The organism is Candidatus Accumulibacter phosphatis, assembly GCF_012939955.1.
GTDB lineage: Bacteria > Pseudomonadota > Gammaproteobacteria > Burkholderiales > Rhodocyclaceae > Accumulibacter > Accumulibacter delftensis.
The window spans coordinates 13314-29986 of sequence record NZ_SPMY01000009.1 but is presented as its reverse complement, the minus strand read 5'-3'; the positions used below and the strand labels follow the sequence as shown (position 1 = coordinate 29986).

Annotated in this window: 14 protein-coding genes and 3 pseudogenes; 2 read left to right on the top strand and 15 right to left on the bottom strand. The window is 65.0% G+C overall.

What is annotated here, in order from left to right:
• Positions 1-178: 178 nt before the first annotated feature.
• The gene (locus E4Q23_RS03400; RefSeq protein WP_169065325.1) at positions 179-1639 is read right to left on the bottom strand and encodes a DUF3375 domain-containing protein; all 1461 of its coding nucleotides are present in this window, start codon (positions 1637-1639) and stop codon (positions 179-181) included.
• 326 nt (positions 1640-1965) lie between these two features.
• Between E4Q23_RS03400 and E4Q23_RS03395 the strand changes: the two are divergent.
• A pseudogene (locus tag E4Q23_RS03395) lies at positions 1966-2761 on the top strand (ion transporter).
• 77 nt (positions 2762-2838) lie between these two features.
• Here the strand turns inward: E4Q23_RS03395 and E4Q23_RS03390 are convergent.
• A complete protein-coding gene (locus tag E4Q23_RS03390) occupies positions 2839-3405 on the bottom strand; it encodes a lipocalin family protein (RefSeq protein ID WP_169065324.1) in 567 nt (188 codons plus the stop codon).
• Positions 3406-3660: 255 nt separating this feature from the next.
• On the opposite strand from E4Q23_RS03390, the gene E4Q23_RS03385 reads away from it, so the two are divergent.
• Positions 3661-4581: a hypothetical protein gene (locus tag E4Q23_RS03385; RefSeq protein ID WP_169065323.1), complete on the top strand. Its 921-nt coding sequence runs from the start codon at positions 3661-3663 to the stop codon at positions 4579-4581.
• Between the two features lie 73 nt (positions 4582-4654).
• Here E4Q23_RS03385 and E4Q23_RS03380 read toward each other — a convergent pair whose 3' ends face one another.
• The 13 genes and pseudogenes from E4Q23_RS03380 to hypB all read right to left on the bottom strand — a co-directional run bounded on the left by E4Q23_RS03380 (position 4655) and on the right by hypB (position 16664).
• Positions 4655-5233 (bottom strand): NnrU family protein, encoded by a 579-nt coding sequence (locus tag E4Q23_RS03380; RefSeq protein ID WP_169065322.1) that lies wholly within the window; start codon positions 5231-5233, stop codon positions 4655-4657.
• Complete coding sequence (locus E4Q23_RS03375; RefSeq protein WP_169065321.1) at positions 5230-5424, bottom strand: hypothetical protein; 195 nt, start codon at positions 5422-5424, stop codon at positions 5230-5232. The genes E4Q23_RS03380 and E4Q23_RS03375 overlap by 4 nt, the downstream gene beginning before the upstream one ends.
• A 44-nt stretch (positions 5425-5468) precedes the next feature.
• Positions 5469-6743 carry an ATP-binding protein gene (locus E4Q23_RS03370; protein ID WP_336511592.1) on the bottom strand — a complete coding sequence of 425 codons (1275 nt, stop codon included), beginning with the start codon at positions 6741-6743 and terminating at the stop codon, positions 5469-5471.
• 9 nt (positions 6744-6752) lie between these two features.
• Entirely contained in the window at positions 6753-7823 is a 1071-nt protein-coding gene (locus tag E4Q23_RS03365; protein ID WP_169065320.1) for a cobalamin B12-binding domain-containing protein, read from the bottom strand.
• A gap of 34 nt (positions 7824-7857) precedes the next feature.
• On the bottom strand, positions 7858-8157 hold the full coding sequence (locus E4Q23_RS03360; RefSeq protein WP_169065319.1) for an antibiotic biosynthesis monooxygenase family protein: 300 nt from the start codon (positions 8155-8157) through the stop codon (positions 7858-7860).
• A 229-nt stretch (positions 8158-8386) separates the two neighbouring features.
• Positions 8387-8518, bottom strand: a pseudogene (locus tag E4Q23_RS23525) (nickel-dependent hydrogenase large subunit); the annotation flags it as partial.
• Between the two features lie 25 nt (positions 8519-8543).
• A pseudogene (locus E4Q23_RS25090) lies at positions 8544-8675 on the bottom strand (sigma 54-interacting transcriptional regulator); the annotation flags it as partial.
• A gap of 168 nt (positions 8676-8843) precedes the next feature.
• The gene (locus tag E4Q23_RS03345) at positions 8844-10589 is read right to left on the bottom strand and encodes a hydrogenase maturation protein (RefSeq protein ID WP_169065318.1); all 1746 of its coding nucleotides are present in this window, start codon (positions 10587-10589) and stop codon (positions 8844-8846) included.
• Positions 10590-10600: 11 nt separating this feature from the next.
• Positions 10601-11650 (bottom strand): hydrogenase expression/formation protein HypE, encoded by a 1050-nt coding sequence (hypE, locus tag E4Q23_RS03340; protein ID WP_169065317.1) that lies wholly within the window; start codon positions 11648-11650, stop codon positions 10601-10603.
• Positions 11647-12858 (bottom strand): hydrogenase formation protein HypD, encoded by a 1212-nt coding sequence (hypD, locus tag E4Q23_RS03335; protein ID WP_169065316.1) that lies wholly within the window; start codon positions 12856-12858, stop codon positions 11647-11649. The genes hypE and hypD overlap by 4 nt, the downstream gene beginning before the upstream one ends.
• Before the next feature lie 210 nt (positions 12859-13068).
• Positions 13069-13317, bottom strand: a complete 249-nt coding sequence (locus tag E4Q23_RS03330; protein WP_169065315.1) for a HypC/HybG/HupF family hydrogenase formation chaperone — start codon at positions 13315-13317, stop codon at positions 13069-13071.
• Positions 13318-13330: 13 nt separating this feature from the next.
• Positions 13331-15634: a carbamoyltransferase HypF gene (gene hypF / locus E4Q23_RS03325; protein ID WP_169065314.1), complete on the bottom strand. Its 2304-nt coding sequence runs from the start codon at positions 15632-15634 to the stop codon at positions 13331-13333.
• Between the two features lies 1 nt (position 15635).
• Positions 15636-16664: a hydrogenase nickel incorporation protein HypB gene (gene hypB, locus E4Q23_RS03320; RefSeq protein ID WP_169065313.1), complete on the bottom strand. Its 1029-nt coding sequence runs from the start codon at positions 16662-16664 to the stop codon at positions 15636-15638.
• Positions 16665-16673: the final 9 nt, after the last annotated feature.

The following is a 16673-nucleotide window of genomic DNA, read 5'->3' as shown; positions in this document are numbered from 1 at the left end:
GAGGGTAACGGTCATGACTTTCATGATTTGGGGTGTCTCCACGTGTCATGACCGTTAATGTGAAAGTCGCGCAAGCGACTCACGAAACTCCCGTCTCCCCTTGCGGGAGAAGGGGCAGGGGAAGAGAGGTAACGGTCATGACTTTCATGATCGGGTGTATCTCGACAAGTCATGACCGTTAGCCGCTGACAAAGATCACCCGCGCCAGCCGCGCCTGCTTCGAGAACTCCTTGCCGTCGGGCCCCGCACCACGCCAGACGATCAGCTCGCTGACGTCTTCGTCGATCACGCTCTTGAAGCTGTCACCGGCGAGTTGCAGGTAGGCGACCAGCTCGGCAAGGCCGTGTTCGAGCGGACGCGTTGCGCAGAGCTCGCGCAGGGTCACCTGCGAGCGGCCCTGCAAAGCCTGGCGAATGTGCCGGGCGAGCTGCGCGCGGTCGACGACCACTTGCGAGAACAGCACTGCGGCGTCGACGTCTTCATCGCCGGCCTCGATCGCCAGGTCGGCGATCGACGGCTTGATCGGTGGCGTGTACAGCGGTCGCTCCATGGGCAGCTCGATGGCCGCCGCGGTGTCGGCGATGCTCATCACGTCGTTTGCCGGCGGCGGTGTCTCGCGCACGGCGAGAGCCTTGGCTTCGATGCCGTGCAGGATGTCCATGATGCGGCGGTTTTCCAGCCAGGCTTGGTCGTCGAGGAAACGGCGCAACTGCTGTGACAGCTGGGCGACGGTGCGCTGCGTGTGCTCGCCGGCTTCGAGCCAGTCGTAGTGCACTCGGCGCGTGCGTGCGTCGGGCCGCAGTTCAGCCACTGCGGGCAGGGTCAGCACCCGTTCGAGCAAGGCCGAGAGTTCCTCCTGGCGGCTGCTCGACATCAGGAAATCCCAGAAGGCGCGGAAGCTGCGACCCTGGTCGGAGTCGGAAATGGCGTCGCGCTCGCCCATGATCTCTTCGAGCAGGGCGCCCTTGGCGCCTTCCCAGAGCGCGATGCGCTCGCGCACGCGGCGGTCGAGGCCGCGGAAATTGTGCTCGACTTCGCGAAAGTCGGTGAGCAGCTCGCGCGCCATGGCGACGAACTGCTGGAAGCGGTCGCGCAGGGCGCTGTCGTCGAGCATCGGCATGTCGCCCGACAGCACGCGCGCGATCTCGGCGTCGATGTCGTCGCGGCGGCGCTGCAACTCGGCGATGCGCGTCTGCGGGTCGGTCTCGCTGCCTTCGCTCATCTGCTTGAGCAACTCGAAGAGGGTCAGCAGGCGCGACTCGGTACCAACGAAACTGCGCGCGGCGAGCGTGTCGAGCCAGGCGATGGCCTTCTCGGTGGCCGGCGTGAGGTCGAAGTGCGGTTCGTCCGAGCCCTGCGCGTAGAACTTGCGCAACCAGCCCTTGTCGTTGGCCGCCCAGTCGTTGAGGTAGTCGAGCGCCGCTTTCGGGAACAGCTCGGCGCCGCAGCGATCGCGTAGCGCGAACAGCTCGTCCTCCAGGGCTTCGGCCAGATCCGCCTGCGCCATTACCCGCACATTCGGCACGACGAACACGCGCTGCAGAAAACTCGCCACCAGCGGGGCATGATCCGAGCGCAGCAGCCGCCAGGCCGGATGATTCTGGCGCAGCAGATCGAGGGTGGCGTAGTCGAGGCTCATCTCTTCGCTCGGGTCATCGGTAAAGGCAGAAGGGGCATTGTCCGCAGGTCCGTGACCGACGGCAAGCGCCTGAATGTGAAAGTCGCGCCAAGCGACTCGCGAGGCTCCCTTCTCCCCCTGCGGGAGAAGGGCCTGGGGAAGAGGGAAACGGTCATGACTGGCATGATCAGGGGAGTCTCGACATGTCATGACCGTCGCGAGGAAGGTGTCCACCAGGCAGCGGCGATCACGGTCCGGCCACGCGCGGCGGCGACTATCATCGACATTTCCTCTCGCTGGCACTGGTAAAATTCGCCGCTCGATCATCCATGACACGATTCCGCCGCATGCACAAGCTCCAATCAATCATCGAATCCGGAACCTTCCAGAACTTCATCATCACGGTGATCGTGATCAACGCGATCACCATTGGTCTGGAAACCTGGCCCTCGGCAATAAACATCGCTGGCGGCCTGCTGTTCGTTGTCGACCGCGCGGCGCTGGCCATCTTCGTTGCCGAAATCCTTGCCAAGCTGGTGGTTTATCGCCTGCGTTTTTTTCCGTGCAGGCTGGAACGTTTTTGACTTCCTGATCGTCGGCATCACCATCGCCCCCTTCGGCGAGGGGGCTTCGGTCTTGCGTGCGCTACGAATTCTGCGCGCCTTGCGGCTGGTGTCGGTGGTGCCGTCGATGCGCAAGGTAGTAGACGCCCTGCTCAAGGCAGTTCCGGGGATGGTCTCGGTATTGGCGCTGCTGCTGCTGGTCTTCTACGTCGCCGCCGTGATGAGCACCAAGCTGTTCGGCGACGCCTTCCCGGACTGGTTCGGCAGTATCGGCGCATCCTTCTACACCCTGTTCCAGGTGATGACCCTGGAATCGTGGTCGATGGGAATCGTGCGCCCGGTGATGGAGGTCTATCCGCAGGCCTGGCTGTTCTTCATCGTTTTCATCCTGCTCACCACCTTCGCCGTGCTCAACCTGTTCATCGCCATTGTCGTCGATGCGATGAGCGTCACCGGACACGCCGAGCAGGAAGAAACCCGCGAGCTGGTGGACAACGAGCACCACGAGGTGATGACCGAGATCCGCCGCCTTAACGATGAAGTGGTCGCGCTGCGCAGATCCCTGGAAAAGCGCTGCTGAAGCAGCCTCCGCTTCGGGGCCGAAGCAGATCTGGACCTCTCTACTTGCCGTCACGCTGAAAATGCCTGCCCGCACAACTAGCCATCCTGGCGCGTCTGATCGACCCAGATCAACTGCTCGACGTCGAGCCCCAGCCCCCTTGCCTGGCTGAGCAGGCGATCACGAACCTCCGTAGACAGGCGCTTGTCCCGAGCCAGTATCCAGAGATAGTCACGATTCGGCCCGACGACCATCGCCCAGCGGTAGTGCTGCTGGTCCAGAGCGACGACATGGTAGCCACCGTAGAAGGGCCCGAAGAACGACACCTTGAGCGAGCCACGATTCGGATCACCCGTGAACAGGGCTCGCCCAACTGCCTGCTGCCAGTCCTTGCGCTCGCTATCGTAGCCGCGGTTGATCACTTCGACACTGCCATCCGGCTGCGCGCGATAGGTGGCACTGACATCGCTCAGCCCACGTTCAAACGAATGGTCAAGCCGCGCCAGCTCGAACCACTTCCCTTCGTAGCGCGTCAGATCGAAGGGCGTCACTGGGGTCATGCCGGCGGGTGGTGCTGTTGAACAGGCACCCAATCCAAACAGCAAAAGTAGCAACAGACCCGCCCGGCAATGGCGAGCGGCGGTTGGAAGCGGCAAGTAGCTCATCTCTAGAACCTCACTCTTAAATCGTTATTGTCCTGGACAATAATACACAAGAAGTGGCAACAAGGCGCTATATCGGCTACTATCTGGCTAGATATACATGCCACGTCCTAGGCACAATAAATTTCCTGTCAATCTACTGACTCCCGGGAACGCCCGGCGATGCGGTGATTGGCGCCTTCCACCGGGACATGCGCAGCATCGAGTAGGCCGCCTGATTGCCGCGGTTTTATCCTTCCCACCATCGGAGCCACCCAAATGCCGTATCGCCCCACCACCTCAGTCGTTGGCCTGACCGCGCTGATCGCAGCTGCACTCCTTGCCACCCCGGTTTTCGCGCAGGGCCTGCAGCCTGGCGAGGTGAGGGCTTCGGGATCGATCACCGGCATCAATCAATTCGACACCGACCTCGATCACAGTGGCAGTTTTGACTGGGCCGGGGTGCAAATCGGCGGCAACGTCACCCGTCAGTTCACGCCGCAGGTCGCTGCCGGCTTCAGCCTGCGCTACGACTATCAGGACTGGAACTGGGACAAGCCAGCGGCCTTCGGCGGCCAGGCGCCGTGGTCGCGACTGAACGCGCCGCTGGTCGGCCTGAATCTCTCCTACGCCATCGCTCCCGACTGGCGACTGGGCTTCAACCCAAGTGTCGAGTGGAGCGGCGAATCCGGCGCCAAAGCCAGCGACTCGCTGAACTACGGCGCGCTGCTCACCGCCACCCGGACTTTCTCTCCGGATCTCGTGCTCGGCTTCGGCCTGGGCGTCTTTCGCCAGATCGACGAAAACAAGGTTTTTCCCTTCGTGCTCGTCAACTGGAAGATCAGCGACCGTCTGCGTCTGGGCAACCCGCTACAGGCAGGACCGGCAGGCGGCGCTGGACTGGAGCTCGCCTACGCGCTTTCCGAGCGCTGGGAAATCGGCGGTGGCGGCTCCTACCGCTCGTACCGCTTTCGTCTGAAAGAAGACGGTGCGGTGCCCGGCGGGATTGGCGAAAACCGCTTCATTCCACTCTTCGCGCGGCTCTCGTACAGCTTCGACAAAGCGACCCGCGCCGACTTCTATGCGGCGGGATTCGTCAACGGCAAGCTGACGGTCAGTAACTCCGGCGGCCACGACGTCTATAGCGACGAGTACAACAGCGCACCGGCGATCGGGCTTACCGTCTCCCACCGCTTCTGAGCGGTTTGGCAGAACCTCGCTGGTGGGCAGAATGGAATCGGTTGCGACTCCCTATGCCCTAAGCGCAGGCGCTTCAGCCGAACGGTCGCACGCCAAACAGCCAGGCGTGCGCCCAAAATGCAAACACTGCCCAGGCCACTGCCCCCACCGCCACCGTGACCACCGTGCCGGCCTGGGTGCCGGCCGGATAGACGGTGCCGGCAGCGCGATCGCGCTGCCTTGACGAGCGGAAATCGAGCACCGACCAGAGCAGCAAGCTGCCAAAGAGAAGCAGGTCAGCCAGCGTGTGGTTGGCCAGCAGGTGCGCCAGCGCCCAGACCTTGACGGCCAGCACCATGGGGTGGTGCACCCGTGCCTTGATGCCGTTTTGCGGCACGTAGGCAGCGACCAGCAGGATGAACGACGGCAGCATCAGGAGTGCCGCGAAGTGGCGCGTCCCGATCATCGGCGTCCACAGCAGCACGGGATCGAGCCGCGCCTGGCCATAACCCCAGACCAGCAGCCCGAAGCCGAACAGAGAGAGCAGCGAGTAGCCGCCTTTCCAGGCGTTCGCGCCGATGCGCGCACGCACCCCGCTGCGCCAGTCGTCGGCGAAGATGCGCACCGAATGCACACCGAGAAAGATCACCAGCCCTAGAATCAGTGCAGTCATGATGGTCCCATCGCCCCTTTTTCGGTCATCAGCAGAGGAAAGTATACCTTCGCCGCCGGCGACAAGGTGCTGTTGCCTTTGCTGATCACGGCGATATTGCCTCTGATCACCGGCCTCACCAGCGGGACGCGGCAAAGCCCGGGATGTGCGCCTTCGTCGCGGCCTTTGAATTCGTGCTCGAACGGGAGCAAGTGACCATCCTCAGCGAGAACCAAGGCGACTTCTGTCCAAGGACTTACTCGCTGGCTGTCCGCGAGACGGGCAGCCAAACGCGGAAGCAGCTCCCCGCTCCAGGCTCGCTGCGCACCTCGATGCGGCCGCCGTGCCGACTGACGATTCCCCACGCCGACGACAGTCCGAGTCCGGTGCCGGCACCGATCGCTCGGGTGCTGTAGAAGGGGTCGAAAATGCGCTGTAGGTTCGCCGCCGCGATGCCCTGCCCGTTATCCTCGATTTCGATCCAGGCTTGATCGCCGAGTTGACCGCTGCGCAGGCAGATCTGCCCCGGTCTGGACAGGTCCAGCCACTGGATGGCATTGACCAGCAGGTTCATGAACGCCTGGCTGAGCTGACTCGGGCAGCAGTAGAGGGTGGGCAGCACACCATACTGACGAACGACCGCCACCTGCCGCAAGGCATGGCTGGCGACATTGAGCGCGCTTTCCAGGCAGGCGTGCAGGTCGGCGAGCTGCCATTCGGACTCGTCGATGCGCGAAAAATCCTTGAGGTCAGTGACGATGCGCGCGACGCGCGCGACACCGGCGACCGACTCGGCGACCAGCACGGCCGCGTCAGCGCGGACGAAATCCAGATCGCAACGCAGGCACAAGGCCTGGACGCTCGCCAGCAGCGCGGCGTCGCGGGCAAGCAGCGCTTCGCCGGCCGCATAGGCATCGACGATAGCCAGCAGATCATCGACATAGCTGCCGAGCGTCGCCAGGTTGGCGCGCACGAAACCAATGGGGTTGTTGATCTCGTGCGCAACGCCGGCCGCCAGCTGGCCGACGGAGGCCAGCTGCGCGGACTGCACCAGATGCGCCTGCGCAGCCGCCAGCTCGTGCAGCAGGCGCTGCTGCTCGGCCTTTTCGGCGGCCAGCTGGCGATTCGCCCGCGCCAGCACGCGCTGCTGCTCGGCAAGCTCGTCGTTGAGGCTCAACACCGCCGCCAGCAGGCGTCGATTCTCGCCGACGTCGTGCTCGGCGAGCAGCGCCAGATGATCACCCTGGCGAAAGACCCTGGCCAGCAAAGAGTGCGGCTCGCCGCTTTGGTCAAGAAAAGTGAGCAGTCCCTGGTGCACGACTTCGCCGCGCGCTGCGCGCTGCACGCTGGCGACAAGTTCGGCGAAGGGCGGATTGCTGAAGTACTGGCCGACATCGTCCACGCCCGCGACGCTGCCGGACGAATGTTGCAGCAGAACGTAAAAGCCGTCGTTTGCCGAAATCACTCGTCCAGAGACGCTGATTTCGGCAAAGGCAACGGATTGCAGCGTCTGGAACAAAGCCTTGTGCACGTGCCGACGCTAAGCGCTCGGCAGCGCACTAGCCGCTGCTGCCGCGCCTAGCGCATCTTCGCCGAGCAACTCGGCACCGACGCTCTGCGCGAGTAGAGGAAACTGGTTGAAGACCAGGCCGCCGACCACCAGGCGCGGACCACCGGCGGCAAAACTCGTGCGTAGAGCGGCAAGTGCTTCACGCAGGCCGCGCAGCTGCTGTGGCAGTGACGCCGACAGGCCGACCAGATCGGGCTGCAGCTGCTTGATCTGGTCGATCAAGGCCGGCAGCGGTACGTTGGCGCCGAGGTAATGCACCGTCCAGCCCGACATTTCGAAAGCGTCGGCGACCATCCGCAGACCGACACTGTGCCGATTCCCCGCCGGGCACGCGAAGAGCGCCTTGCGGCCATTGTCGGCGGCCGGTTCGACGCGTGCGAAGCCCTGCGCCATCAAGCTTTGGGCCATCGCCGTGGCGAGATGCTCCTGGGCCACGGACACGCGGTTCTGCTGCCACCCGCGACCAACTTCGTAGAGCGCCGGCTGGATGACATGAATTTCAGCTGCCGGCAGCGAGCCCTGGCGGTCGAGGGCACGGTTGAACAGGGCCGACGCTTCGCGCCGCTGGCCGGCGAGCACGGCCTTGCGAAAGGGATCGGCTTCTTCCCAGGAGTCGGGACAAGGGCGGTCGTAGGACGGTGCCGGAAGGCCACCATCCAGCGCCGTCCGAGCGGCGGTCAGCGCGGCGACCACCGGCGCAGCCGCGCCGGCCAATCGCCCGGCGAAGAACGCCGCCAGGTCGTCGAGCGAGCGCGGCAGCGAATCGCCGGCAATGCCGCGCGACGAAAGAACTTGCGCCAACCAGCCGAGATAAGCGGTGAACGACGACAAATCACCAGTCTCCAGCGCCGGCCGCAGGAAGTCGAGGTGAAAAGCGATGTCCTCGGCGCAAGCTTCATGCGCCCGCGGACCGCGTCTGGTGAAGAAGTCTGGCCAGGCGGCCAGGCTTGCGGCCGTGGCATGGGCAATTGCTTCGTCGCGCAGGGCGAGGAAGCGTTCGAGAGTTTCGCCATCGCAGTGGTAACAACTACTAGTTGTCATCCCGCTGTCCTGGTTTGGTGGCAACGGCGGCCGATCATTCGGCGATCCGCTGGCGGCGACGGATCTCGGTGCGACCGGGAATCAGCTTCAATCCCTTGGGCATGCCGCCATGCGAATCATGGTAGGCATGGCTGTGATGCCAGGCGTCGAAAGCACCCTCGCCCAGCCCCCAGGTCATCAGCCAGAACTCTTCGGGATGGCCTTGCGGGAGTAACACTTCCATGCGCACGAAACCGGCCACCGCATCGACCCGGTGCGGACGCGCGACAAAAGCTGCGCGCACCGCCTCCTCCATCGCGTTGGCAACGGCAAAACGGCTCAGGGCGACAAACATCGCCTTCTCCTCGTGCGTGGTTAATACTCGATCAGGACTTGTCTTCGGCAAAGCGTTCCTTCCAGGCGCGCAATTCGCCAGCCATAGCGCGTTTGTGTTCGTCACCCCATCCATCAAGCAACGGGATAATCGGGCGGCGTCAGCCAGCTTACACCCAAAGCAATTGCACGCCGTAACGGTGGCGAACGGAGCTATGCACAGCATAGGCTTTCAGATTAATGCACGGTGCACACACCATGCACGGCTCGAACGAGCGCACGACATGCTGCACGGCGAGCAGTGCACTTTCACACTCAGCCACCGGCAGCCCGACCAGCGCCTGTTCGAGCGCCCCGGGAACACTCGTAGGCGCCAGTAAACGCGCCACGCTTGTAGCCGAAAAGTTCGGCTACAAGCAACTGGTCGGGAAGCGCGCCGCAGTTCTCGGCGACGAAAGCCTGGTCGGCCCGCCGGCTGCAGTAGTGGATGGCGCGGGCCAGCATTTCCTTGCCGGTGCCCGATTCACCGCTGATCAGCACCGAGAGGTCGAAAGGGACGATTTTTTTTCGATCAGCGCGCAGACACCATTGAGCGGGCTGTCCGGGCTGCGGATCAGTTCGTCGAGACCGAACTCGCGTTTGACGCGCTGGCTTTTCGCCTCGACGCGACGACCAGTACCGTCGGCAGCTTCGGCTGCGGAGTGGTGCTCACCACGGCACGCGCCAGCCGAGATCGCGATGAATCGCCAGATGGCGTGGCGTCCACGAGGCCGGCGTCTTGTGCACGAAATGGTAGCGGGCAACGTGGTAACTGGGATCGAAGCCGTAGAAATTGCGTTGCAGCTGGGCGAGTTCCGCGGCGCGATAGCTGGCCAGCGGCTGCAGCGCCTCATCGGCGTGACGTTGCGCGCGCTTGGCCTGCAGGCGCGCGGCCAGCGCGGGAGCCGCAGCCAGTTCGGCCGCACGCCGCGCGACGTCAACGCGAAACGCTTCCGCATCGCCCGCCAGGCAGGCATCCACGAAACCGGCGGCGACGCCGGCAGTGGCGCTCATCGGCAGGCGATTGTGCATGATCGCCTGCGCAGCTTCGATGCCCACCCGTGCCGGCAGCAGGTAGGTCCAGTACTCCGAGCCGTAGAGGTTGCCCATGTTGCGGTAGTGCGGATTGAGCAACACGCCGGCACGTGCCCAGACGAGATCGGCGGCGCGCGCCAGGAAGCAGCCACCGGCGCCGCAATTGCCTTGCAGCGCGGCGATGGTCAGCTGCTTTTCGTTCGCAATGATCGCTTCGGCGAGGTCGTCGATGGCGTTGATGTTGGCCCACGATTCGTCGGCCGGCGATGCGGCGGCTTCGATGCTGTGCAAATGGATGCCATTCGACCAGTAGTCGCGGCCGCCCATCAGGACGATGACGCTGACCGGCCGCCGCTGCGCCCACTGCCAGGCAGAAAGCAGGCGCCGGCATTGGCGGCTGCTCATGGCGCCATTGTAGAAGTCGAAATGCAGGAAGCCGACCGACCCGGCCTCTTCGTAGCGGATGTCCTGCCAGGTTCTGCCGGCCGCCGCGAAGTTGCTGCTTGTGCCGGCCAGCGGGGCTTCCGGGATAGCCGCCAGTTGCGCGGCGAAAACCTGCGTGGCAGGCAGTTTGAAAGGCTTGGCGTCAGCTTTGGCGCTGCCCTCCTCCTCGCGGCGCACATGCCCGATCCACAGCGCGCCGTCCACCGTCGCGCGCAGGATCGCCGTTTCCCGCCAGGCGATCACTTCACCCGGTGCACCGCCACGCAGCCTGTCTTCGGGCCAGGCGTCGAACAGCCGGCACGGCTCGCCGAAAAGCTGATCGGCGACGCCGGGAAAACCATCGGCGGCGTTGAGCCGAGCCAGGATAGTCGCACTGTCGTCGCGCTGCCAGTCGATGGCGCGATCGCCCTGGCGCAACAGGGGGCGCGCCCGGCCGCGCACGCCCGCAGCAGCAGGATCGAGCGGCGTGGGCACGAAATTTCCGGCAGCAAAACGCTCGACCGCGCGCAGCACGGCGCAGCTCGCGGCCTCGGTCACCTCGTGGCGGTAGAGGCTGGACTTCCTGGCGACGCGCATCGGGAAGTATTCGCTGGCCCAGATCGGGCCAGCGTCGAGTTCGCCAGTCGCCTGCAGGACGGTCACCCCCCAGGCCGGCTCGCCGTCCTGGATCGCCCAGTCGAGCGCTGATGGACCACGATCACCGATGATGCCAGGATGCACGATCAGGCAGCAGTGCTGCTCCCAGATCGACGCCGGGATCGGCCGGCGCAGGTAGGGGGCGACGATCAGCTCGGGGCGAAACAGCGCCACAGCTTCTTCGGCGACCGAGTCGGCGATGTCGAACTCGACCGACAAGCGATGACCACGCGCCGCCAGTTCGCTGTACAGGCGCTGGCTGAGACTGTCGAAGGCATGGCAAAGGATCAGGATGCGCATCCGTGCCCCGCTCAGCAGATGCGCGGCAACTGCTCGCCGGTCAGCCAGTCGACGATGCGCCGACCGCCGAAAGCGGTGGTCATCTGCACGAAATGCTGCGCGTCGGCATGCACCCTGCCGATCAGCGCCGCGCGCTGGCCGAGGGGATGGGCACGCATCGCCGCCAGCAGCCGGTCGGTGTCTTCCGGCGCGACGATCGCCAGCAGCTTGCCTTCATTGGCCACGTAGAGCGGATCGAGACCGAGAAACTCGCAGGCCGCGGCAACTTCGGCCTGCACCGGCAGCGCACTTTCCTGGAGCATCATGCCGACGCCGGATTGGCGGGCGATCTCGTTGAGCGTCGTCGCCACGCCGCCGCGCGTCGGGTCGCGCAGCGTGCGGATCGCCGCGCCACTGGCGCGCATGGCGGCGATCAGGCCATGCAGCGCGGCGGTGTCGGAAACGATGGATGCGGCGAAGCCGAGGCCCTCGCGCTGCGCCATGATCGCCATGCCGTGCTCGCCAATGCTGCCGGAAACGATGATCTGGTCGCCGGCGCGCGCGCGGTCGCCCGAGAAATCCTCGCCGTCGGCCACGACGCCGACGCCCGTGGTGGTGATGTACACGCCGTCACCGGCCCCTTTCTGAACCACTTTGGTGTCGCCGGTGACCACCGGCACCCCGGCCTCGCTGGCGGCGCGCGCCATCGACTCGACGATGCGCACCAGGTCGGCGAGCGGCAAGCCCTCTTCGAGGATGAAGCCAGCGGCGAGATAAAGCGGCGTCGCACCGAGGACGGCGACGTCGTTGATCGTGCCATTGATCGACAGGCAACCAATGTCGCCGCCGGGGAAGAAGAGCGGCGAAACGACGTGCCCGTCGGTGGACATCACCAGCCGGCCCGGCGGTATGGGCATCACCGCGCCGTCGTTGCGCTGGCCGAGAAAGTCGTTGCCGAGATGTTTGGCGAACAGCTCCTCGATCAGCTGTGCCATCGCCCGGCCACCGCTGCCGTGCGTCATGTCGACCGCCCCGTGGCGCAGGTCGAGCGGCCGCACGTAGCCCTTGCGCACGCCGTTCATGGGGCCACCACGAAGCCAGGAGTTTCAGAAACCGCGGCGACATCAACAAAGCGGCCAAAGGAATAGTGCGCGGCGCAGGCGCCTTCGGATGACGCCATGCACGCGCCGACCGGGTTTTCCGGGGTACACACGCTGCCGAAGATGCGGCAGTCCTGAGGCCGCTTGACGCCGCGCAAAACGGCGCCGCACTCGCACGCCGGATGGTCTTCGACCGCCTGATAGGCCACCGCGAAGCGGCGCTCGGCGTCGAATTCCGCGAACTCCTGGCGAATGCGCAGCGCGCTATAGGGCAGCTCGCCGAGGCCGCGCCAGGCAAACGAGCGCCGCAATTCAAAGACTTCGCAGACCAGTTGCTGCGCCTTGCGGTTGCCGTCGCGGCTGACGGCGCGCGAGAACTCGTTCTCGACCAGCGCCTGGCCGGCGTTGACCTGCTTGATAAGCATCAGGATCGCCTGCATCACGTCGAGGGGCTCGAAGCCGGCGATGACCACCGGCTTGCGGTACTCCTCGGCAAAGAATTCGTAGGGGCGGGTGCCGATGATCGTCGACACGTGTGCCGGCCCGATGAAGCCGTCGAGAGGCAGCGTGCCCCAACGGCGGACTTCCGGCGCTTCGAGAATGCTGGCGATCGCCGACGGCGTCAGCACGTGGCAGCAGAGAACCGAGAAATTGCGCAGGCCGAGCGCCTGCGCCTGCTTGATGAGCAGCGCGGTCGGCGGTGTCGTGGTTTCGAAGCCGATGGCGAAAAAGACCACCTGCCGCTCGGGATGTCGCTGCGCCAGTGCCAGGGCGTCGGCGGGCGAATAGATCATGCGAATCCCGCCGCCCGCAGCCGTGCTCCCCGCAGTCTCCACACTCCCCACTCCCCGGCCCAGCTTGGCTTTCGCCTTGATCAGCGACAGGCTAGCGGAGGCCGGCACACGCATCGGGTCGCCGTAGCTGCAGAGGGTGACACCGGCCTCGAGGGCAAGGCGAATCGCCATGTCGATGCGCCCGATCGGCAGCACGCAGACCGGACAGCCGGGGCCATGAATCAGACGCACCGAGGGCGGCAGCAGATCAGAGAGCCCATAGCGGGCGATGGCGTGCGTGTGCCCGCCGCAGAACTCCATGAACGAGTAGCCGCGATCTGCGCGCGCCGCCTGCCTGATCGCCGCGGCCAGACCGCGGCCCAGCTCACCGTCTCGAAATTCGTCAATGAACCTCATCGGCCGGCGCTTTTGCTGGCCGAGCGCCCTTCATGCGACCCCTTCATGCGCACCCCCTCCGCTTTTACCCTCGCTTCTTTCGGCCCTCAGACGACCGTTCGTGTTGCCTCCCGACGGTCATGACATGCCGAGATACGCCAAAATGATGAAAGTCATGACCGCCCCCCCTCTTTCCCGGCCCTTCTCCCGCGGGGGGAGAAGGGAGGTTCGTCAGTCGCTTGCGCGACTTTCACGGTAACGCGCAGCTTCACCCAACTCGGCAAACAAGGCCAGGGTCTTTTCGGCTTCTTCGGGATCGAGCCGGGTCAGCGCGTAGCCGACGTGCACGATGACGTAGTCGCCGACGGCCACGTCTTCGACCAGCGCCAGCGAGATCTCCTTGCCAACCCCGGCAACGTCGATCAGCGCCTGCTCACCGGCACGCAGCTCGACGATCCGACAAGGCAAGGCCAGACACATCGGCGGCGCCCCCCTAGCGACCGGCCAGGTGCTGCAAGGCAACCCACGCCTGACCGACGCTCAAGCCGCCGTCGTTGGGCGGCACCTGGCGCGCTTCGACGAGGCGCATCCCCTGCGCACTCAAGCGCGTGCGCAGACCGCTAACCAGCACCTGGTTGAGGAAACAGCCGCCACTGCCGACCACCGCTTCTTCACCCGGAACCAGCACGCGCAGCCAATCGCCGAGCGCGGCAATCAGCGTTGCGTGAAAGAGTGCAGCACCGCGCTCGGGGTTCTTTTCATCGGCCAGCGCGGCCAGCAAGGGCAGCAGATCGAGCCGCCCCTGGAAAACCTTCCAGCCCAAATCCAGGGGCAGGACCTCACCGTAGCGCTGCGCCAGGCCCTCGAGCAACATCGCCGCCTGGCCTTCGTAAGCCATCACCGCCTTGATCCCGAGCAGACCGGCAGCAGCATCGAAGATCCGCCCCATGCTCGATGTCGGCGGACAGTTGACATTGGCGGCCAGCATCTGTGCCACAGCCGGCGCCGCTTGCTGCCCGGGAAAGCGCTCGGCGATCTCGTTCGCCCGGCCGAGTCGATGCAGTACTGCGGCGGCCATTCGCCAGGGCTCGCTGGCGGCGCGGTCACCGCCCGGGAGCGCCAGCGGTGCCAAAGAACCCAGGCGCTCGAACTTGTCGCCATCGACGCGCAATAATTCGCCACCCCAGGCCGCACCATCCGTACCGACACCGACGCCGTCCAGCGACAAGGCCAGCGCTTTGCCCTGCATGCCGTGTTCAGCGAGAACGGCCGCGGCATGCGCATGATGGTGTTGTACACCGAGCAGCGGCAGGCAACGTTGTTCGGCGAAGGCAGCGGCGAAGCGGGTCGAGTGAAAATCCGGATGCAGATCGTGTGCGACGATCGCCGGTTCGACACCCAGCAGTTTCACCATCTGCGCGACGTTCTCCTCGAGAAAATCGCAGACCGCGGCGTTGTCGAGATCGCCAATATGTTGCGAAACGAAAGCCTCATTGCCACGCGTGACACAGATGGTGTTCTTGAACCAGCCGCCAACGGCCAGCACCGACGGACCGGAAATAGGCAATTTGATCGCCCGCGGCGTGTAACCACGTGCCCGCCGGATGAACTGCAGGCCACCACTAGTAATGCGCGCGACGCTGTCGTCGCAACGGCTGACGATGTCGCGATCATGCATCAGGAAAGCGTCGGCAATGCCGTAGAGGCGCAACAGGGCTTCATTGTTGCCGACCACCAGCGGCTCGCCGCCAGGGTTGGCGCTGGTCATCACCAGGGCCAGATCCTGCGCCCTGTCGAGCCATCCCAGGCCCGGCGGACGATTTGCCGCTTCGTGAAAGAGCAGGAATTGCAGCGGCGTGTAAGGCAGCATCACCCCCAGCCAGCTCAGCCCTGGCGCCACCCCGGGCAAGGCCGCGTCGCAGTTGCCGCGCTTCTTGATCAGGATCGCCGGACGCGTCGGCAGGGTCAGCAATCCCGGCTCGCCGATTCCCATTTGCACGAACCTGGCGGCCGAAGCGGCGTTGGCGAGCATGACCACGAAGGGCTTCTCGTCACGCTGCTTGCGCTCGCGCAGGAGCGCTACGGCAACGGCATTGCGGGCATCGCAAGCCAGATGAAAGCCGCCCAGACCCTTGATGGCGACAATCTTCCCAGCACGTAGCAGGGCCAGCGTCGCGGCCAGCGGGTCGCCCGGCAGCGGCTGCGCCTCGGCATCGACCAGGCGCAGCTGCGGACCACACTTTGGACAGCAATTGGCCTCGGCGTGAAAACGCCGATCCTCGGGCTTGCGGTATTCGTGCTGGCACTTCGGGCACATGACAAAAGGCTTGAGGCTGGTACGTACCCGGTCGTAGGGCAGGCCGCGGCTGATGGTGTAGCGCGGCCCACAATTGGTGCAGTTGGAAAAAGCGTAGCGCCAGCGCCGGTTGCTGGGTTCGAAGGTCTCGGCCAGGCAATCACGGCAGACCGCCGTATCGTGCCCGATCATCGTCCCCACCCGGCCACTGCGGCTGTCAATGATCACGAAGTTCCGGCCATCGTGTGCTGCCGGCGCCGCATCACGGGCGACCACGGCACTGATTCGGGCCAGTGGCGGCGCTTCGCGCTCCAGTCGGGTGATGAGACTTTGCACCTGCTCAGCCGCACCGCAGACCTCGATTTCGACCCCGCGCGAGTCGTTGCGAACCCAGCCGCCAAGGCCAAGCTCGCGAGCCAGACGCCAGACGAAGGGGCGAAAACCGACGCCCTGAACAACGCCGCTGACGCGGATGTTCTGGCAAACCATGTTCTCGGTCATGTCAGCCTCCGGCAGCAGCAGCGGCTTGCACTTCAAGCTCGACAATGCGGCGCCGCAGCGCGGCCATCGTCCCCTGTTTCTTCTCCTGCCGCGCCGTGCAGCCAGCAATCAGCCAGGCCAGCCACTGCTCCAGCCCCTCCCCGGTGGTCGCCGAAACCTCGATCACCTGCAACTGCGGATTGATCTGCCTGGCGTAAGCGATGGCTCGCTCGACGCTGAAAGAGACGTGCGGCAGGAGATCGATCTTGTTGAGCAACATCAGCGAGGCGGCGGCGAACATGCCGGAATATTTCAGCGGCTTGTCTTCGCCCTCGGTCACTGAAAGGATGACCACCTTGTGTGCCTCGCCAAGATCAAAGGCCGCCGGGCAAACGAGGTTGCCGACATTTTCGATAAGCAGCAGCGAATCATCGGCCGGTGCCAACTCGTCCACCGCGTGGCCAACCATGTGCGCGTCCAGATGACAGCCCTTGCCGGTGTTGATCTGCACCGCCGGCGCGCCGCTGGCGCGGATCCGTTCGGCATCGTGGCTGCTCTGCTGGTCGCCCTCGATCACCGCAATCGGCAGTTTCGACCGTTTTGCGTGCAGCGCCGCAATCGTCCGGCATAGCAGGCTGGTCTTTCCCGAACCCGGACTGGACACCAGATTCAGAGCGAAGATGCCCTGGTCGTCGAAACGCCGCCGATTCTGCGTCGCGTAGGCGTTGTTCTTGGCCAGGATGTCGCGCTCGATCTGTACCATCCGCGAGGCTGTCCTTGCCTCTGCTGCCACCTCTTCGTCGGCGCGGAGGTGGCCATGCGGGTGCGCGTCGTGGTGCGCGTGGCCAGTGCTGCCATGCGCCGGTGCGCGGTGCTCGCCGTCAGCGGCCAGCGCAACATAGCTCATACGACGCTGAGCGCCGCCACCGCCCAGCGCCGTTGACCGCGGCGGCGCGTGTCCGCGTGCTGCCTGCTGAACCTCTTCCTGCCCGGGCACTACCCTACCGGCAACGCGAGTCTCCCCGGTACCGCAACCGCAAGTGGTACACATCTGCTGTCT